Annotated in this window: 17 protein-coding genes and 1 riboswitch; of the genes, 2 read left to right on the forward strand and 15 right to left on the reverse strand. The window is 53.6% G+C overall.

The genetic code is table 11. The features are described from left to right. Window positions 1-6: 6 nt before the first annotated feature. The 4 genes from ACFVSO_RS18730 to ACFVSO_RS18745 form a co-directional block, all read right to left on the reverse strand. Window positions 7-327, reverse strand: coding sequence for a lasso peptide biosynthesis PqqD family chaperone (locus tag ACFVSO_RS18730; protein ID WP_387476351.1), 321 nt, complete (start codon window positions 325-327; stop codon window positions 7-9). Beyond that, entirely contained in the window at window positions 317-1,258 is a 942-nt protein-coding gene (locus ACFVSO_RS18735; protein WP_387476353.1) for an HPr kinase/phosphorylase, read from the reverse strand. The genes ACFVSO_RS18730 and ACFVSO_RS18735 overlap by 11 nt, the downstream gene beginning before the upstream one ends. 80 nt (window positions 1,259-1,338) lie before the next feature. Further along, window positions 1,339-1,485, reverse strand: coding sequence for a paeninodin family lasso peptide (locus ACFVSO_RS18740; protein ID WP_387476355.1), 147 nt, complete (start codon window positions 1,483-1,485; stop codon window positions 1,339-1,341). 13 nt (window positions 1,486-1,498) lie between these two features. Then, complete coding sequence (locus ACFVSO_RS18745) at window positions 1,499-3,439, reverse strand: asparagine synthase-related protein (RefSeq protein ID WP_387476357.1); 1,941 nt, start codon at window positions 3,437-3,439, stop codon at window positions 1,499-1,501. A 356-nt stretch (window positions 3,440-3,795) separates the two neighbouring features. Between ACFVSO_RS18745 and ACFVSO_RS18750 the strand changes: the two genes are divergently transcribed. Then, window positions 3,796-4,122: a helix-turn-helix domain-containing protein gene (locus tag ACFVSO_RS18750; protein ID WP_387476359.1), complete on the forward strand. Its 327-nt coding sequence runs from the start codon at window positions 3,796-3,798 to the stop codon at window positions 4,120-4,122. A gap of 12 nt (window positions 4,123-4,134) precedes the next feature. On the opposite strand, the gene ACFVSO_RS18755 is transcribed toward ACFVSO_RS18750, so the two are convergent. The 3 genes from ACFVSO_RS18755 to galE form a co-directional block, all read right to left on the reverse strand. Then, a complete protein-coding gene (locus ACFVSO_RS18755) occupies window positions 4,135-4,296 on the reverse strand; it encodes a hypothetical protein (RefSeq protein ID WP_165867318.1) in 162 nt (53 codons plus the stop codon). A 16-nt stretch (window positions 4,297-4,312) separates the two neighbouring features. After that, a riboswitch (cyclic di-GMP riboswitch) is annotated at window positions 4,313-4,394 on the reverse strand. A 100-nt stretch (window positions 4,395-4,494) separates the two neighbouring features. Next, on the reverse strand, window positions 4,495-5,553 hold the full coding sequence (locus ACFVSO_RS18760) for a glycosyltransferase family 2 protein (protein WP_387476362.1): 1,059 nt from the start codon (window positions 5,551-5,553) through the stop codon (window positions 4,495-4,497). A 67-nt stretch (window positions 5,554-5,620) separates the two neighbouring features. After that, window positions 5,621-6,658: a UDP-glucose 4-epimerase GalE gene (galE, locus tag ACFVSO_RS18765; protein ID WP_387476364.1), complete on the reverse strand. Its 1,038-nt coding sequence runs from the start codon at window positions 6,656-6,658 to the stop codon at window positions 5,621-5,623. Between the two features lie 234 nt (window positions 6,659-6,892). Between galE and ACFVSO_RS18770 the strand changes: the two genes are divergently transcribed. After that, complete coding sequence (locus ACFVSO_RS18770; RefSeq protein WP_387476366.1) at window positions 6,893-10,027, forward strand: right-handed parallel beta-helix repeat-containing protein; 3,135 nt, start codon at window positions 6,893-6,895, stop codon at window positions 10,025-10,027. 43 nt (window positions 10,028-10,070) lie between these two features. Here the strand turns inward: ACFVSO_RS18770 and ACFVSO_RS18775 are convergent, their stop codons facing one another. From ACFVSO_RS18775 to ACFVSO_RS18810, 8 genes are read right to left on the reverse strand one after another with little or no spacing between them, the layout of a single operon-like run. Next, window positions 10,071-11,633 (reverse strand): lipopolysaccharide biosynthesis protein, encoded by a 1,563-nt coding sequence (locus ACFVSO_RS18775; RefSeq protein WP_387476368.1) that lies wholly within the window; start codon window positions 11,631-11,633, stop codon window positions 10,071-10,073. Then, complete coding sequence (locus ACFVSO_RS18780) at window positions 11,630-12,868, reverse strand: glycoside hydrolase family 88 protein (RefSeq protein WP_387476370.1); 1,239 nt, start codon at window positions 12,866-12,868, stop codon at window positions 11,630-11,632. Before ACFVSO_RS18780 ends, ACFVSO_RS18775 begins: the two co-directional genes overlap by 4 nt. 4 nt (window positions 12,869-12,872) lie before the next feature. Beyond that, a complete protein-coding gene (locus ACFVSO_RS18785) occupies window positions 12,873-14,087 on the reverse strand; it encodes a glycosyltransferase (protein ID WP_387476372.1) in 1,215 nt (404 codons plus the stop codon). A 3-nt stretch (window positions 14,088-14,090) separates the two neighbouring features. Next, window positions 14,091-15,287, reverse strand: a complete 1,197-nt coding sequence (locus tag ACFVSO_RS18790; RefSeq protein WP_387476374.1) for a glycosyltransferase — start codon at window positions 15,285-15,287, stop codon at window positions 14,091-14,093. A gap of 7 nt (window positions 15,288-15,294) precedes the next feature. Further along, window positions 15,295-16,452, reverse strand: a complete 1,158-nt coding sequence (locus ACFVSO_RS18795) for a polysaccharide pyruvyl transferase family protein (RefSeq protein ID WP_387476376.1) — start codon at window positions 16,450-16,452, stop codon at window positions 15,295-15,297. A 16-nt stretch (window positions 16,453-16,468) separates the two neighbouring features. Continuing rightward, on the reverse strand, window positions 16,469-17,521 hold the full coding sequence (locus ACFVSO_RS18800) for a glycosyltransferase family 2 protein (protein ID WP_387476378.1): 1,053 nt from the start codon (window positions 17,519-17,521) through the stop codon (window positions 16,469-16,471). Then, complete coding sequence (locus tag ACFVSO_RS18805; protein WP_387476380.1) at window positions 17,481-18,746, reverse strand: glycosyltransferase; 1,266 nt, start codon at window positions 18,744-18,746, stop codon at window positions 17,481-17,483. Before ACFVSO_RS18805 ends, ACFVSO_RS18800 begins: the two co-directional genes overlap by 41 nt. Continuing rightward, window positions 18,743-19,381 (reverse strand): acyltransferase, encoded by a 639-nt coding sequence (locus tag ACFVSO_RS18810; protein WP_387476382.1) that lies wholly within the window; start codon window positions 19,379-19,381, stop codon window positions 18,743-18,745. The genes ACFVSO_RS18805 and ACFVSO_RS18810 overlap by 4 nt, the downstream gene beginning before the upstream one ends. Window positions 19,382-19,392: the final 11 nt, after the last annotated feature.

The raw sequence follows: 19,392 nt of genomic DNA on the forward strand, positions 1-19,392 counted from the left end.
CCAGCCTTAAATGCCGAACTGGACAAGCCGTTCCTCAGAGAGATGCGTCAGGAACGAGAATACTTGCTCCTCGCATGTCGTCCGGTCAATCTCGTATTCGTCCATCAATGTATTGACGATGGAACCGATCGTCTCCGGATACGCCATCATATCCCAGATGCGCCCGCCGATGGCGCCCAAATTGTAATACTTGCCGTTGTCGATGCTTAGAAGCACCTTCTCCCCGTTCATGTCGCTGGCAATATTGTTTTTGTTCTGCACAGCAAGCAGATCCAGCGAGAAGGCCTGGTGTTCCGGCTGGCTCATTAATTCCCCTTTATAAACCATGGACTGTTCCCTCCGTCGAAATCGTATTCAAGACAAGATCGGCTAATTGAGGCGCAGTGAACGCGGATTCGCCACGGCGCAGCCGGTATATATTCAGCCTTGAGGCCAGTGCCGCCGATTGCTCAAAGTGCCACTTCATCACATTCATACGCTCGATCAGCTGATACCGGTATGTATGCTGGAACAATAGAGGCAGCCTCTCCAGCTTGCCGGCGGGCTCCACCGCAATGCCGTTATGCTCCGCATTCTTCGTTAGTTCGAAGACACCGCCGAGCGGCAACGAAGCGGACTCGAAGTTATCGGTCAGCGGAACGCAATATTTGGTCTCCCTGCCGAAGATCGAGCGCAGCGCTTCATAACTCTGCCCCATCGCTTCCAGACTGTTCTGCCATAGCTTCTGCTGGGGATAAGACGGCGCTACAGTCGGCTGTCCCGTAAGCGGATCGATCGATACGGCGATGACGTCATCGCTCAGCAGCCGGTAACCCTTTGCAATCAGCGCGGAAGCGAGCGTCGACTTGCCGGCGCCGGACTTACCGACGATAGCATACGCCTTTCCATGAATGGCAAGCGCGCTGCCATGAAGCGGATAGATGCCCCGCTGCAATAGCACGATACCGAAGCAAGTGCCAAGCACATAAAGGCGGATTAAATCCTCATCCGCACCCGCATAAGGCGAGACAATGATCTTGTCGCCATCCTGCACGCGGAAGACGCCAGCATCAGGCATTTTGACCGTCACCGTATGATCCTCGGCCACAAAATGATAGGGTTTCGCATCAAACCCGTTTTTGAGGAAGGGATCTACCTTCACCACGACATCCGCCGAAGCGCTGAGGCTATCCAGCTCCGAAAGCTCAGGCAGCACCATGTCGCTGTGGACGGATAAGCCGAAGGCTCTATATTGCAGTTTCACTTTCGTATCCAACATGTTTTGTTCACCCCACAAACGGAATCAACAAGCTCTTATACAGAACCGTATAAGAGCTTGCCCAGTCGCCATTTCCGACATTAGCTTGAAAACCGCGGGAACTCACTGTTGTTGCCAGGGTTATAAGCTTCATCAGTAAAAGGACCGTTGTGCGTCGAAGCCTCCGTCATTTGAACTTGAAGAACTTCCAATTCCGGCTTATTCCATTCTTTTTTTGCCATCATCATTCGTCACCTCCTTTCAAGCCGATTTCCGAAGAAATCGATACAGAATCATTAAGTACATGGCGGCGTTGACATCCCGTCCATACGCATCTGCGGATTGGACGCCATTCTTCAGACGGGCAAGCACACTCTCTACGACTCGTCCATCCACGATCTCAAGCATTCGGTCATCGCGGCCGATCTGCTGAAGCTCCTGATAGAACGATGTCCAATCCGGCAGCATCCGATGAAGCCAATCCGCTCCCTGCACACCGCGTATGGTCTCGTTCAGCCGGATCGAATCGGGCAGCAGCTTCTCCGTCGCACGCCTGACTAACGCACGCGACATCCCTTGCCTCACATATTGATCCTCTGGCAAAGACAGGCAGAAGCGAATGACTCGCAGATCATTGGTTGGATCGCGCTTCCACAGCTTATAGCGATGGGAAAGCTTGGCCGCAAGCGTATTGCTGGCATTCCAATGGAACAGCTCACGGAAGTGGTTCTTCTTGTCCTTGTACGTATCACCCGAAGCCAGCCAGCCGGAGCCGCCGATTCCGTATTCGCGTAATTGCTCATACACCTGGGTCCTTGCGGCAAATTCGGGATTGATGAGCGCATGATACGGACTCTCGGCAAGCTCTCCGTTCTTTCCTCTCAGGAAGGGGAACGCTTCTTTGCTGACGAGTGACAAGAGATGCCCTCGTCCCGAGCCGATCTTATAGCTGCGAGACCGCAGCTCGCCCATCAGCTTGATCCACCTCATTCGCTTTAGCAGCCGGGCATAATAAGGAATTGCGTCCCCCCACGAAATGGACAGGTTCCCTCTGCCTCCATTAAGAAGCACTCCGATGTTACGGTCGCTCGCTTCCTTGAAGATGCCCTTCAGCCAATACGAATTGCTATAAAATTTATATGGCATTTCCATTACATTCAACATGTCGTCGATATCCGAATAGGGATCAAGTCCTTCAAAATCGAGGCAATGGGACTGGATACCTCCGATATGCGTAACCGTCTTCTCGATATAGGGTCTCTCATTGGGCATATACCACTTGGACGTGTAATCCACAAAGTCGTGAACCGGCACATAACTGAACGTTTGAAGCGTCCGATTCTCTTCGCGAAGCCGTCTGGCGGCAAAGCTTACGACGGCTCCGGAATCCAGTCCGCCGCTGAGCTGCGCCCCGACACCTCCGGCAGTGCGCACTCTGGCGTCGACGGCCTGCTGGAATACGTCGCGGAAAGCCTCTACATATTCACCGTCGGACTTCAGCTTCAGCATGCCAGGCGATTCCAACTTGCAATACCGGGACAAAGTGAGCTTGCCATCCTCCAGCACAAAGTAATGGGCAGGAGGGATTTGTCGAATGTCCTCGTATACCGTCTGGTCAGCGCTCGCGGCATCCACCACGGTCGAGATAGCCAAATATTGCGCAAGCCACCGCTCGTTGATGGTTCGGGTTCCCTCAGGCAGCTTCAGCAGCGGCTCCATCATTGAGCAGAAGCGGAACGCTATCCCGTCCCAGCTGTAGTAGAGCATTCTTCCGCCGGAGAAATCCCGCGCCCCATACAGCCTGCCGTTGCGATCGTCCCGAAGCACGAACGCAAAGTCGCCTACCAGCCGGGCAGCGGTCCCTGTCCCCCATTTCTCATAAGCCAACAGAATCAGTTCCTGATCGCTTATAGAGGCTCTGTCGCGCCGATGTACGCCAAGATTGTCGAACAGCTCCTCGCGATTGTCGATAATCGCGTCAGCAACAACGGTTAATCGGCGTTCCCGGTCGCAGAACGGATTAGGTACGCCGACCGATTCCGGAGTAATCCAGTGATTGTGCGCACCCAAGTATGTAAGCCGGTCTTCCCAAGCCAGGACATCATCCGCAGTCTGATTGTCCCATGCCTGCAGCATGCGGCTGCCCTCTTCTCGCAGCCGAACCCTTCCGATATCTCCGTGTACTCCCGCAATCACGCTCATGTCTGCCTCCGAACCGGTCAGTTTCGTTCATTTTAACGAACAATTTTTCTATAAACTCATCCCGTCAGCCGACAGAACTAAGTTCTTTATTAAGAACACAATCTCATATTATCCTCAAATCATTCGGGTGTCAACCGTATTTTTCGCCCTTTTTTGGTTCATTTCGCAATCTTTTTGTTCGTTATTAAAAACAATAGAAAGCTTTCACTTCAATGGAAAATATTGAATGAACAGATCTTATTCTGTTATGCAATATCTTTTATGTACGGCAAATGGAACATAATCACTTTCGTTAATCACTATATTTCGCTATAATAAAAAAAAAATGCATATAAGCATTAACGGAGGAGTTTGCTATGATCGGACAACGCATTCAGATGCTTCGCAAACGAAAGGGCCTTTCGTTAACTGAGCTCTCGCAGCGCGCAGGGGTTGCAAAATCGTATTTGAGCTCCATTGAACGTGGTCTTCAGCAAAACCCTTCCATACAGTTTCTTGAGAAAATAGGCGAGGTATTAAACGTGCCGGTCGAGGAATTTGTAAATAACGACCAATCGGAACGCCCAGCCGGGCTCGATCGGGATTGGGAAGATTTAGTAAGAGAAGCGATGAATTCCGGGGTAAGCAAAGAACAATTCAAAGAGTTTCTCGAATTTAATAAATGGAAATCAGGTCGTGAATAGCGCTGTATATCGTTATACAGCGCTCTCCTGTATAATGGATTGCCCTTCCTCTTGAAGGATACGCAGAACCTTGCTCACTTCTTCGGTTGTGAGTCCCTTTTCGCGCGCGCATATCATGAGCTCTACCCACTCCGCGTCCAGTTCCTGCTGGTTGTCCGATATTACTCGTCTCATCCTTTATATCCCCCATTCGTCGGGGCCGGTTGCACCACTGACTCCATGCGCTTAAGGTGCCCAGATACTAAACGCATTTCAACGTCTCCCTTTTTCCATATTGATTCCACAAGATGTATATTATCCTAACTCAAATGCACATGCTGTCGGTTCATGTCTCCATAATTTGAGAGATTATTTCTCAATTTGTCGAAATAATTAGAATGATATTTTTGCAATCGCATACATCACAAATTTCTTTGGCAGGCTGATCTGGTAGTCCCTTTTCCCCAATCTGGATAAATAAGCGGCGTCCCCGTTTTGAATGGCACGAATGTAACGAAGGGGGAAATAAGCCGCCGCCGCCTCGTCCCTGGCGCACTCCAGAACAGCCGGATGGGAGCAATATTCGCGGATCGCGGACAAGCGCTCCCGCTCCGGCAATCGTCCCGTAGACAGGTTGCGCAGACAAGTGCGGAGCGTATTAAGCAGCATGACTCTGATTCCAAAGTAGTGGAATTGGATCTGGTGCCGGTAATGAGATTCCACCACTTCCTTCTGAATGAGAAATCCGTTCACCATATCATGGAACAGATGCGGCATATAGCGGCTCGTAGCTCCGCCTGCACGGTAATAGTAAAGGACATCGGGGATAATCTGAACCGACCGCGCCTTCAAAAACATCTCCAGATTCAGAAAAAGATCATCGCCAAAAAAACGAATCCGCGATACATAATGCCCGCTGGACAGCAGAAGCTCCCGCTTGTAGAGCTTGCCGTGCAGCTGCGGCGGGAAGGGATGGCCGTGCAGAAAAGCAGGTACGAGCTCGCTGCGGATCTCGTCAGCCTCATACCTCCTCTTTTGCTTGAAGTAGCGGCTGCCGTTGCTCCGTCTGGGCCATGCTGAATCATTCATGACTTTATACATATTGCATACCGTAATGTCCGCGTCATCGGCAAGAGCCGCCCCTACCAGCTTCTCCAGCAGCCGCTTGTCGGCCCAGTCGTCTGCATCCATATACAGAATATATGGGGCATCGGACAGCTCCAGCCCCAGCCTGCGAGCGGATATGCTGCCGGAATGAGACTGCCGGACATAGGAGATTCGGCTATCGCGTTCGGTATATTGCTTGCACAACGCATCGCTGCCATCGCTAGAACCGTCGTCAACCAGCAGCAGTCTCCAATTGGGGTAGGACTGCAGCCGGATCGAGCGGATGCAAGCATGCAGCTTCAGACCGGCATTATACACGGGCACTACGATATCAATCTTGCTCACAAGCAGCACCTCGCCGATGGTAGATTATAAATGGTCACGAGGATAAGAACCCTGTGCCGGTTACGGCCTACAGCCGCTGAGCGACAGGCTCCGGCGCGCGGTACCCTCTTGGATTCATCGATTGCCAGCGCCAGGCGTCTAGGCACATCTCATCGATTCCTCTGGCGGCTTCCCAGCCCAGCTCCTGCCCCGCTTTCGACGCTTCCGCATAGCAAATCCCGATATCGCCCGGCCTTCTGGCGGCGATCCGATACGGAATCGTTTGCCCGGAAGCACGTTTGAACGCCTCAATCATCTCCAGCACGCTGTACCCTCTGCCAGTACCGAGATTATAGGTGTGAATGCCTGCAGTCCGTTCGATTCTGCCCAGCGCCTTCAGATGGCCGATGGCCAAATCCACGACATGAATATAGTCACGGACACCCGTGCCGTCTATCGTCTCGTAATCACTGCCATAGACGGACACCTCGGACAGACGGCCTACCGCAACCTGGGCAATGTAGGGCATGAGATTGTTCGGAATACCGCTGGGGTCCTCTCCGATCCGACCGCTCTCATGCGCGCCAACCGGATTGAAATAGCGCAGTATGGCTACGCTCCAGTTGGCATTCGATTGCGCCAGATCCATAAGCATCTGCTCGATCATCTGCTTGGTCCGCCCGTATGGATTAATGGCGCCGACGGGGGCCCCCTCATCGATCGGCACGCTCTCCGGCACACCGTACACAGTAGCCGAAGAGCTGAAGATGAGCTTGCGCACACCGTTGTCCTCCATCACCTCGCACAGCGTCGTCGTGCTCATGAGATTGGAATGATAATACCTGAGCGGCTGCTGCACGGACTCCCCAACCGCCTTCAGACCCGCAAAATGGATAACCGCCTCGATGCCGTGCTCTTTGAACACATGATCCAGCGAATCGCGATCGAGCAAATCGATAAAGTAGGAAGGGAATGTTTTGTTCGTAATCTCCGATACTCTCTTGAGCGCCTCCGGATGACTGTTCGATAAATTATCCACAACAACAATGTCATAACCGGCATGAAGCAGCTCCACACAGGTATGACTGCCGATGTATCCGGCTCCGCCCGTAACGAGAATGGCCATGTTCCATCTCCTCCGCAATTTTCTAATGAGAACATTTTCGTTCTTTATAAAGAACATTGTAGCAGAACATTACCATTTTGTCTCTAATAACGAACAAAAGATTGCGATTTGGTCCAGAATTGCCGACGACAGGCAGAAGCATATTCTATAAAACGCACATACCATCTTCACCCGTCTATCATATGAATATCAGTGAACCGTCTTTATTCATTTTGAGAGAGGAGAGTAGATTGTATGGCTTCAAATAATAACGGTTACATCGATGTGAACGGACAGTCCTTTCTGATATACGACGATTCAGCCATCCAGTCCAGGCTGGATGCGATTATCGATTCTGATACCGGACAAATCAAGGCGTCCGCCATTCCCGAAAGCATCGGCCAAACGCCCGGCCCCACGGGACCGCAGGGACCACCCGGAACGCAAGGTGCAACTGGCGCGACTGGCGCTCAGGGGCCCGCCGGGATGCAAGGTGCGACTGGCTCTACAGGCGCACAAGGGCCAGCTGGCCTACAGGGCGCGACTGGCGCTCAAGGGCTAGCTGGGCTGCAAGGCACGACTGGCGCTACTGGCGCTCAAGGGCCCGCCGGACTGCAAGGTGCGACTGGCGCCGCCGGCGCTCAAGGGCCGGCTGGGCTGCAAGGCGCGACTGGTGCTACTGGCCCTCAAGGATCTGCGGGACTGCAAGGCGCTACTGGCGCTCAAGGATCTGCGGGACTGCAAGGTGCTACTGGCGCGACTGGCACTCAAGGTCCGGCAGGGCCAGCGGGTCAAGCAGGACCACAAGGACCGGTCGGTCCGCAAGGACTTCCCGGTCCCGCTGGCGCTGCCGGACCAAAGGGCGATACCGGGCCTACAGGACCGCAAGGGCCGCCCGGCTCAGGCTCAGGAGGAGGCGAAGCCGCATCCTATCTGATCGAGCTTGCGAGATGGGGCATAACGCCCGGACTTCCATCGAAGCCGTATACCGATCAGCATTACTTCATGGCCGACAAAAATATCGATGGCTTTAACAATGCCATCGCATGGGCATATGACAATGGGTATCGTTATCTATTTGTCCCAAAGAACGAATACGCCATTTGCTTCCCCAAGAGCATAACGATTGCCCAAAGCCATATGACGATCGATTTTGAAGGCTCGACCCTCAAGGTACTCTATGATTCCGACCGCAAATCGCCATTCGATACGCGCACAGGTACGACGGCTTATTATCAATTCCCCGTCCAAAGCGGCATGAGCATTCAGCTCCCGGGGGTCACCGATTCCCATATCAAAAATCTGATTCTCATAGGCGACAAGGCAGACCGCAGCTTCACGAATGCAGCCGAAGCAGCGCATGAGGGCACCTACGGCATTCATCTTACAAAAGGCTCCTCCTTCTGCTCCGTCCGCAACAGCGTCATTAGCAGCTATATGGGAGACGGCATCTCCATCGACAGCGTATCCTTCTACGATTATGCCGAATTTGCTTTGGGGCTTACGGTCAATGAAGTACATCGCCAGACTGGCGCTCTAATCCAGGCGAACGGCAAGACGCTTGTGTCGCAGCCCATCAACGTTCCAGCAGGCTATGACAGCTTCCTCGTTGCCGGGGCCGGCTATACCCGCCAGACCGCGTTGAATACGAAGGAAGTTGACGTCGCCTATTACGGTGCCAATAATACCTACCTTGGCCGCTATGACGCCAAAAAAATTTACACACCCATCTCCATTCCCCCCGGCGCCCGAACCTTCCGATTTATCTTCAACAACGAAACTTCCACGACCAAAAACATGCAAATTACGCTGAAGTTCGGATTGACTCCCCATCATAACCTGATCGAATACAACGAAGTCTACAATACGCATAGAGGCGGCATTACGCTCGGCGGCAACTACAACACGATTCAGAACAATATCATTCGCGACGGAACGGGGCTTCTCGACCGCAAGCCCGTCTTCAATGATCCGACCCGTTATGGCATTAATCAGGAGGATTCCTACGGGGAAAATTGCGTCATCCGCAACAATGTATTCTACAACCTGTACCACGGCATTCTGGTTGGATGCTGGTCGGTCGAGGTCCACAACAATCATCTGTACAATCTGTCCGGCATCGGGATTAACCTGTATTCGCTGCAAGTGGCGAACGTACGGGAAAACTTCCTGCATCGCTGTCAGTCCGGCATCGGCCTGATGACTGCCCATCTCCCCAACGCGCATGTCAATATCGAAAACAATACGCTGGTTAGCATCAGCAACACGAGCATGGCGGGCACGGGCTACGATGTGAACTTCCGCAACAACACGCTGATCGATTCCGCCAACTTCTCCTTGCCCGACGATGACCGCTTCATTTGCCGCGAGAATCACTTCATCTGGACCGAAAACTTCTCGGGCACACCGTTTGTTGTCGCGAACCGGATCGAGAGCTGCTCCTTCGAGGGCGTAACGATCCAGCGGGAATTGTACCTGCGCGCCTACGAGGTCATCGGGACGATCATGACGAACGTCAATGTGCGCATCGAGACGCGTTACCAGACAACAGCAGCAGAGAGCGTCACGTTCCGGGATTGCAAATTCAGAAACAGCCTGCTGAACAATCATATATTCGGCATGAAGCAGCGGACAGCTCAATTCCACTCCTGCAAGCTGACGGATTCGATTCTTAAAATCGGGAACATTAACACGCCTGGCGAATCTCCGATCATGCGACTTGAGCAATGCGACTTTATCATCCGTACGGCCGCTTATCTCTTCCAGAGTGAATTCAATACCGGCTACGGCTGGATCGAGGTTGCCGACTCTCGAATTGGAATCGCCAATAGCGGCTTCGCTTATTTCCTGACAAACAACTTCAATGTGACCGGCACCACTAGCGTCTATCTGAAGCGTTCAACAATTAGCTATACCGGCACGGGACGGCTGAACCTGCAATATTACAATCCAACGAACAAAAAAGCGGTCAGAACCTTCGGCAACATCCGCAACATTTATACGCAAATCAATTTGCCGGTGCCTGAAGGCGCGATCTATCTCAATTACGATCCCGACATCGAAGGGGTCAGCCCTCCCGGCCACGGATACTGGTTCCGCGGCGATCTGTACGGCAACGCCGCACCCGTAGCAGGCGGGTATGCAGGCTGGATATGCCTAACAGAAGGCTACGCAGCTACCCTGGCCTGGTCGGCAGCTACAGGCAAAACCAAAGGCGACCGGATTCAGTCGGGGGGCTATGTGTACGAGGCAGTCACCTCCGGCACAACCGGCGCGGCAGTGCCGGCATGGCCATCCGCCACCGGAGCTACCGTAGCCGACGGAAGCGTCACCTGGCAAAGAGTCGGACCGCTTGCCGTCTTCAAGCCTTACGGCTTAATTGCCCCATAATCAAAAAAGGCCATTCGGCGGGAGCACCCAGGGCGAATGGCCTTTATTTTTCCTCCGTACGCAGCAGCCGTGATGGAAGAAGACGCTTGAACGGATTAAACTTGGATGCGAATGATGCCGCGATACGGGCCAGATAAGCAAACTCCGGCGTTTTGAAAAACACGAGCAGATAGAGCAGATTAACTACAATAAGCACGATCACACCTTTGGCGAGAAAGGCCAGCAGAGAATGTGCAGGAAGCAGGCTGCTTACTGCATAAGAGGCTGCTAGAGCGCCCAAGCCCAGCAACGTGTAGAACAGGTACGTCCTGTAATAATGAAAGACGGAACGCTTGAATACTTTTTTGTATACCAAATACGGTGTGGTCCAGAAGGGCACAAGCAACGCGCTTAACAGTCCGCCTACGAATACGCCGACAAGTCCGATCTGCTGGACGAGCCATAGGGACAGTCCCAAATTAATGGCGGCCTGAATAAGCGGCGCAAACCGGTCCTCGTGGAAAATCCCTGCTGTCGTCTTCACCGAAGTAATCGTATTGCGCATGCCGCGCTCATAGAACATGATGACGAGCACCGCCAAGATGAGCCCGCTCATGCCAAAGTCCGGTCCTAGCCACAGCAGGATAAGCGGCTGGACGAGCAAAAACATCCCGATCGACAACAGCGAATAGAGCCAGAAGCTGAGCAGCAGCATGACTTTGTAGACATCGAAGATTTTGGCGGCGGATTCGACGGCCACCATATTGCCCACGCTGTGGTTCATGCCGGCGAACACCTGATTCAGAAAGGTCCGGCTTATGTCGAACAGCATTTTGTAGTTGGCATAGATGCCGACGGCAATGATGCTGACAAAGGTCGAGATCAGAATGCTTTCGATGCCGAAAATAAAGTAGTTGCCCACATTTTGCATAAATATGGCCTTCATATTTTTCATGAAGTTCGCTCTCGTCTCCGGGTCCAGGATGTCGGCTTTGCCGAAGCGGAGGAATGGATATTTTTTGTCCACGATACGTGCCAGGATAATCGATGTTGCTATCGTGATGATGCTGTCCACCGCCAAATAGAGCAAGTAATTTTCCGTATAGTACAAAATGGCGATGCGGATGCTGGTTGACACAATTGCCGATATCGAAAACACGATGGTGACAATATAGTTTTTTTGGTTCACGTTCAGATACGAATGCTTGTAGACGAATAAATAAGGCACGGCTGTATTCAGCAGAAATATGAGGTAGACCCATTCCAGATGCTTGACATCGGCATCCTGCACGATGATGTCCAGGAAAGGCATCACGCTAAGCCCCAGCAGCAGCACGATGACTGCGATGACCCGGTACGTATTGCGGTAGAGCTTCATAAGCGCCAGCACCTTAAGCCTGTTTCGCTCCGCCACCGGTTTGTACAGATTATAGATGATGCTGGAGCCGATACCCGCTTCCGCCAGGGAAAGCATGGCCAGCACGCTCGTAAACAACGCATTAACGCCCAAATATTCGATGCCGAGGCTATTAATAAAGACGGTTCTCGACACGAAGCTCAGAATCGTAATAATGAGCTGATTCAACAAGCCTGCCGAGATGTTCAAAAAGCTGCTTTTGACTCTCATGGCTTGCTCCATTCACGCTGACCTACAGCCATGCGCAGCTCCGACCCTCCATCTATGGCCTGCCCGTATCGCTGGCCGAGCCGAATCGCAAAGCCTTGCGTGAACGGCAAGATGCCGAACAACGTAGAATACACCCCAATATCCTTCGTATCGCCTTGGGAAAATTCTACGGCTCCGTCCTTTCGCGTCACGCCCCGCAAATAATGCATCGCCTTCTCCACGCACTTCATGGCGGGAGCGGACAACTCCTCCAGCTCCGCCGCCTTGATGAGGAACCAGGCAAGCGTCACCGTCGCAGAGGAGTCCGGCCGGCTCTCCTTCCGCGTGACCGTCCAGCTCCAGCTGCCGCCCGGCTGCTGCAGCTTCATGACTGCTTCGGCGAATGCCTTCACGACATGCCTCAGCTCGCGCTTATACACATGATTGCTCGGCAATTCGCTCCACATATCGATCAGTCCGATCGCAAACCAGCCAAGCCCCCGTCCCCAACCGATAAGCCCAAGCGGCGCTTCACTGCTGATATCATAGGCGTGAGCAGGGATACCCAGACCTTCATGAAAACCGAACTTCACATATGCCCGTATTTGCTTCATCGCCAGCTCAAGGCTGGTCGTATCTCCGAACTTCATCCCATAAGCGATAAGGAACGGGCAGATGAAGCCGACCGTATCCACGTAGCGGTATTCGCGCATCGCATTCCGGTAGCGAACCGTTCCGTCCTCGCCCACATGATCCTCGATGAGCCGCCGGATAGCGTCGAGGGCCGGCCGGTACCGGTCTGCTTGTATTCCGGGAATTTTCATGACGGCATATGCGAGGATGGCAGAGTCGACATGGCGGGGCGCATTCCGCCAATCCCCCTTGTCGGTGAAGGTCGTAGAGAGGAAGCGCTCCATCTCGTGCTTTACACCGCTTTCCTCCGGCAACTCCGATAGTCCGAGCAGCAACGAAGCCCGCTGCCAATCCTGCAGCGCCGAAGCCGAATACCGGCCGTTCAACCGTTCAATCACCGTCAGCCTTGTCTGATCGGTCACCTTCGCAACTGGCGTCCGATTCAGCCATTTGGCCCCTCTGGCTGCAACAGCCGAATGCCAGTGCGCATGCTGATCATACCTGCCGATATGAATGCGCCTCAGCCAGGTGCCAAGCAGCGGAACAAGGTCGTGAAGCGACAGAGCCGCTATACTAACAATCAATATAAATGCAAAGATCCAACCTGCCGATAGGAGCTCCATATGTTCAGTTCGCCTCCAACCATTCTCCATCATGTACGAGCTCATACAGCTTGCGTACTTCATTCTCCGTTCCCAAAGCTTCTTCCGCCAGTCTGGCGGCAAAAGCTTCCCGCAGCTCCGGTTGCTCGATCAGCCGTCTAATCCCATCGGCGATCGCCTGAGGCTCGATCTCTACCACAAGCCCGTTGCTGCCATGCTCGATCTGGTCCGCTACCGTCGTGAAGGCGGTGGCGACGATCGGCTTCCCCATAATTTTTGCCTCGTCGATGGCAATGGATTTTCCTTCATACCGCGACGGCTGGATGACAATATCAGCCAGCTTCAAATAAGGATAGGGATTGTCTACAGCACCCAGCAGCCGCACATGCTCCTGAAGGCCATAACGCTCGATCAGCGACGTAAGCGACTCTCGTTCTTCCTTGCTGCCCTCGCCGAGCACCGTCCAGTCCACAGCTACGCCCATGTCCCTCAGCAGCCTCGCCGCTTCGATGGCAAGATCGATCCCCTTGACATGATGCAACCTTGCAATCGTCAGCAAGCGCACGGCGTTGCCCTGTTCGGCGGGAAGCTCTTCTTGGGCAAGCCTGCGAATAATGGCGGGAGACACGACATTATGAATGACCTTAACCTTGGCCTTAAGCTTCCCGAAGGTATCCTTAACCGAATAACCGCACTCCTCCGACACGGTCACAATATGATCCAGCTGGTTGAAGTACGGTTCATCCAGCCGCCGGTCCATGCCCATATTCGCATAATTGGTATGAATCCAGCCGATTTTGCGCCGGGCCTTCACCTTGTCAATCACATAATAGATCGGCGTCTTCTCCAGAAAACCGATCGCGGCATCGTATTGATCCTCCAACTGCTTGAACGTACGGACAATATGCCGCCAAGCCAGCTGCTCTCTTCTGGCCGCATTGTCCTCGGTGCGCATGACGAGACCCAGATATAAACGAGGCAGCACCGAACGGAAGGCCCCTCTCTGAATACACTTCGCTATTGCGGAGCGGATCGGCATATCGTAATAATGGTAATCCGCGGGCGGCTGCAGAAGCTTCACCTGCTTCGGGACATGCCCGAGGAACATGCCTTCTCGCTTGAACAAGAGCAGGTCCACCTCAAACCGGTCGTAGTCGATCACCTGCAATAGCGAGACGAGCGCTTTCTCCGCGCCGCCGCAGTCCAGGTGATTCATGACGAACAGTAATTTCGGCTTCATGAATCAGCCTCCTACCAGCTTATACAGCTTATGAATCTCTTCTTCCGTTCCCAGCTTCTCCTCCGACAGCGTCTTCGCAAGACGCCCCGCGAGCTCCGGCTCGTCGATCAGCCGGGCAATCGCTGTGGCGACGCCTTCAGGGTCCATCGACGCGATCAGCCCGTTGGAGCCGTCACGGATCTGGTCCTTCGCCGTCGTGAAATTCGTAACGACGATCGGCTTATACATAATTTTGGCCTCGTCAATCGCAATGGACTTGCCTTCGAATCGGGACGGCTGGACGTAAATATCGCATTGGCGGGTATAGGGATACGGATTGGCCCGGAGGCCAAGCAGGATGAACCGCTCCTCCATGCCATGCTTCCGGATGAGCTCCTGCAACACTTCCCGCTCCTCCCCTTCCCCGATAATAAACCAGCGGATATTGTACCCGTTCGCCACAAGCCTCGCGCAACTCTCTACCGCAAGCGGCAGCCCCTTCTGCGCATGAAGCCTCCCGATCGTCAGCAGGATGGTCTCGCCCGCCCGCCGTCCATATACATCGCCGGCTTGCTGCTCGCCCAAACGATGGATAATGGTCGGCGACACGATATTGTAGATCGTGCTGATCTTTCGGTCATATTCCGGGAACCGGCGTTTCAGGATGTCCTCGCACTCCTCGGACACGGTAATGATATGATCCAGCTTCCCGAAGTACGGCTTATCGAATTCGGGGTCCATCTCCAGCTTGTCGTAATCGATATGAATCCAGCCGATTCGTTTGTCTGCTCTCACTTTATCCACACAGAAGTAGGTCGAAGACTTCTCCAGAAAACCAATCGCCACATCATATTTCTGCTCCAGCGTATCGAGCGACCGGGCCATGTACTTCCAGCTATGCTGCTCGGTAACAGAGCTGCCGCTGCGGTGTTTGTTCCGCAGCGTATAACGCAGGCGGCTATAGGCCAGGCCGATATGGCCGGATGCCCATAACGTCCTCAACGAATGGAAGAGAGGCAGCGTGAACGCATCGAACAACGACTGCGACTCCAGCAATCTCACTTCCTTCGGCAGCGCATCCAGGAAGATGCCTTCCCGGTTGAACAGAAACAGATCGACCTCATACCGGTCGAAATCGATATGCGAGAGCATCGTGACAAGGCTCTTCTCCCCGCCGCCCGCAGCTAGGCTCGGCATCACAAACAGCAGCTTCTTCTTCATAGTCACCTCACGCCAATTCGGCCAAGTATTGGACAGCCCGATGCGACAACTGCTGAAGACGGGGGACGGATCCGCGCAGCGCGTCCCTCAGCGCCGCCTCATCCCGTACCATCTCGTCGAAGGCGCCCTTCAGCTTATCGCCGCTTGATATGTCCTGTATGCCGAGCACCAGCTTCTCCTCGCCGAACAAGTCCTTGGCGATGCCTTTGGACTTAACGCTGTAGCCCAGCACCACCGTCGGAACCGTGTTGGAGTACGCGGCGATGGTCGCATGAGTCCGTGCGCCGATAAAAAACCGCATTCTCGCAATGTATCCTTTATACTGAATCGCGTTCAGATGATCCGGCAGCAGCAGCACACGGCCGGTATGCTTGTATTCCTCGTAGTACGCCTGCAGCACCTCATAGTCGTTATTGCCCTCCTGCATCACATGAGGCGTCAGAGCGATCGTCATGTCGGTCGAATCCAGCATATGCCGGATCAGCTCGTGAACAGCGGCTTTGGACTCTTGATTCCTCTTCCATACGAGCGGACTGAAGTTCAGCCCTACAGTATTACCTTCCTGCCAGCCTTCAGGGAGCGCCAGCTCTTCCTTCTCCATCGTGAACGCCGGGTCCGCCACCAGCCTGACATTCGTCAGCCCTTTCGCCTTCAGCATCTCGTACGTCAGCGTCTCGCGGGCGAGAATCAGGTCATAGCCGCCGAGATCCTGAAGCTTCGCCGGCGACATGTCTTCCTCGCCGATGGAGCAGCCCCAAAGAACAAGCTTCTTCCCTTGGCGCTTCACTCTGCGGTTCACCTCATACCAGCCCGGCTGCTCGCCGTAGCAATAATTGTCTCCCCCGATCGACAAGCAGACATCCATATGGTCGATATGCCTGATGATATTGTCGTGGATCTTCCCCAGCGCATAGGATTCGTCTTGGAACAGCTTGTTTCTGACTGAAGAGACCAGCCAGTCATAGGAGTACTTGCGCAGCGGAGAGGGCGAGCCGTCGTATACATCGTCCAGCTTCGTAATGGATTGATCGGTATGCGGGTTGTCGGACAGCAGATACACCTGCGCGCCGCCGATCCCCTCTTTAATAATGGAAGCCGATGAGCGGACGATCGCTTCGCAGCCGCGATTCATGCTTCCTCCATGGCCGTACATCATAATCTTCATGATGAAGTACCTTCCTTTATCCTTTATTTCGGGCATTGCTATAAGCGGTAATGCAATATAAGCCAAGCGGCGAACGGAGCAGCATAAGCCGGATCAGAACCCGCTCGTATCTTCCCATCCGCTCCTCATTCAGCCCCTTGTAGCGCTCCAGCGCCTCGCGCAGCAGCCATTGATTAAGCAGCGTGCGGACGTAACGGTATTTTTGACTAAAGCTAACCGGCGTTGACGCGGAATAATAAGCATGAATAATGGAAATCGCCGACCTGACGAATTTATTCAGCTTAAGCGGCTCCAGCTTCTCCTTGTCGAGCGCAGCCATCACATCGTCCGGCAATTCCGATTGATAGACCTCAAGGGTGCGGGCGAAATAATCAACCGACTCCGTCCGTCTTGTGGCGCTCCCCTCTGTCTCCCGGTAGTAGTAGCCGGCGTAATCGAGGCAGATGCCTCCTCTGGCGTAGCAAAGAAAACGCATGTTGAACAGGCCGTCTTCGCCCAGCGCGACAGACTGAGGGAACGACAAGCCGTAAGTGTCGATGATTTCCTTCCGGTACAGCTTATTGCATACGGAATTGCAGCTGTCGGATTCTACGAATACCGGCAATACCCATTCCCGCAGGTAGGCCTGGTCCATCCGGACGCCAGTCAAAAACGGGCCGTGAATGACCGACTCCTTGCCGCCTGCTGATCTCATGTAGCCGGAGTAGACGACATCGCCATCCGCTGCAGCGGCATACAGCGTGCCGAACAGCTCAGGAGCCGCCCAATCATCCGCATCGACGAAGCCGACGAACTCGCCCCTTGCTGCCGCCAGTCCCGCATTGCGCGCTGCGCTTACGCCCGCATTGGCTTGCTGAATGACGACGATTCGCTGATCCCGCTCACGATAACGCTCTAATATTTCGGCGCTTCTATCGCGGGAGCCGTCATCGACAAATATAAATTCGCAATTGGCAAGCGTCTGTGCAAGAAGAGAATCGATGCAAGCCGGCAGATAGGCCTCTGCATTATAGAGCGGAATAATGACACTAACCTTGGGCCGTCTTGCCGACACGCTGCTTGTATGCATGGTTCTCCTCCTCCCGCTCTGGCGCTGCTCCTTCAATCCAGTTGTACAGCTTGGCAAGCTCGCCGGCATTTCCGTAATCCATTCCTTCGACCGCCGCTATCAAGCGTTCTCTTAGCGGAGTATCCCGGTACAATCGTTCAATGGCATCAGCAATTGATTCTGCATTTGCGTCGCAGATGATTCCATCCATGCCGTCGCGCACCTGGCTGCCCGAGGTCGGGTAATTGGTAATAAGGACGGGTTTGCCCACAATTTGCGCCTCCGTCACCGTCACGGCTTTGCCTTCATAACGGGAAGGCTGTACATAGAGGTCGCAGGCTTTCATATAGGGATAAGGATTTTGCTTCTTTCCATGCAAAATGACCCGATCATCAAGCCCGTACTCCGCGATCTTCGCCCGCAGCTCCCCTTCTGTTCCGCCGAAGCCGACGATATGCCACTTCACTTTATGGAAGCCTCTGGCATCCAGCAGCCGGACCGCTTCAATCGCCATATCAAAGCCTTTTACATAAGACAGCCTGCCTACCGATACGATGTTAAAGCTGTCGTTATCCATGCCCTCTGTCTCCTCTTCCAGCGCCTTGCTGCGAATGTAGGCCGGAGAGGCGATATTCTCGACCAGAAACATCTTGCCGGACAAAGCCGGATACTGGCTAAGGAAGGCTTCCGTACAAGCTTCCGATATCGAGGCGATGCCGTCATACCGGGCCCACATCGCTTCATCGACCGTATTGTCGATCTGGAGCTTGGTGTAGTCCGTATGAATCCAGGCCAGCTTCTTATCTGCCTTGACCCGCTTCAGCATAAAGTCATGGGGCCAGGCGTAGCTGATGGCCGCATCATAGCGCTTGTCGATTGAAGGCAGCAGCGACGACATATATTTCGACACCAACTGCAATTGGATATACCCCGAGCCCTCCGACAGCATGAGCCGTCTAGCCTTGGCATCGGCGATCAGCTTAACCAAGAGGCGCACAGCCACGCTGGCGATCCGGCCTTCCTTCAAGCATTGCTTCATCGGCTTGCGGAATACTGTGTAGCTGCTCTTCTCTGGAAGGAGCTGAACAGCGGGCGGCAATTGCCCCAGCAGATCGCCTTGGTGGGAGAATACAAGCAGGTCTATCTCATACCGCTCGTAATCGAAGTGCTCCAGCATATTAATGAGACTTCGCTCGATACCCCCGATCTCCATGTCGTATACCGAGATGAGAATTCGCTTCTTCATAGGGACTCCTTGGCGGCGAGCGAAGCCGATTCGGGATCGATCGGAATCAGTCGTTTCTCCCGCTTATTCGCAAATAAAGTACGGGCGGGCACATGGCCCTTCACGACACTTCCTGCCGCTATAACCGCATGGTCTTCAATTGTGGTGTCCCGCAAAATAACCACATTCGATCCGATCCACACATGCTTCCCAATCGACACCTGACCAATCAGAAGATGCTCATCCCCCGTATGCTTGTAATTATGGTCATGATCGTTGATGCATACATTGGGAGCAATCTTCGTGTAAGCGCCGATGGATATCCGGTTGACGCAATTCATATTGCAATTGTCGTTAATGAACACATAATCGCCCAGCTCCAGCTCGCCTTCGTGGTCAATGCGAATGCTGGCATTTTTGCGAATGAATACATATTTACCGATGCGCATCCGCGACCGCTTGCCTAGCAGCTCGATGGTGCTGTTCGCTTGCATGAAGAAGATCGTGCTTTTGATCTTGCCGAAACTGAACAACCGCGCCAGCAGCCCTCTCAGCCATGCAAAAAACTGCACGCGATTCATCGCTATGAAGCTGGTTATGCCTCTGGATCGATATTGGGTGCCGATCGTTTGCAGCGCTTTGACCCATGTTCCCATATTTATGCTCC

This window comes from Paenibacillus sp. NPDC057967 (assembly GCF_042887015.1).
Taxonomy (GTDB): Bacteria; Bacillota; Bacilli; order Paenibacillales; family Paenibacillaceae; genus Pristimantibacillus.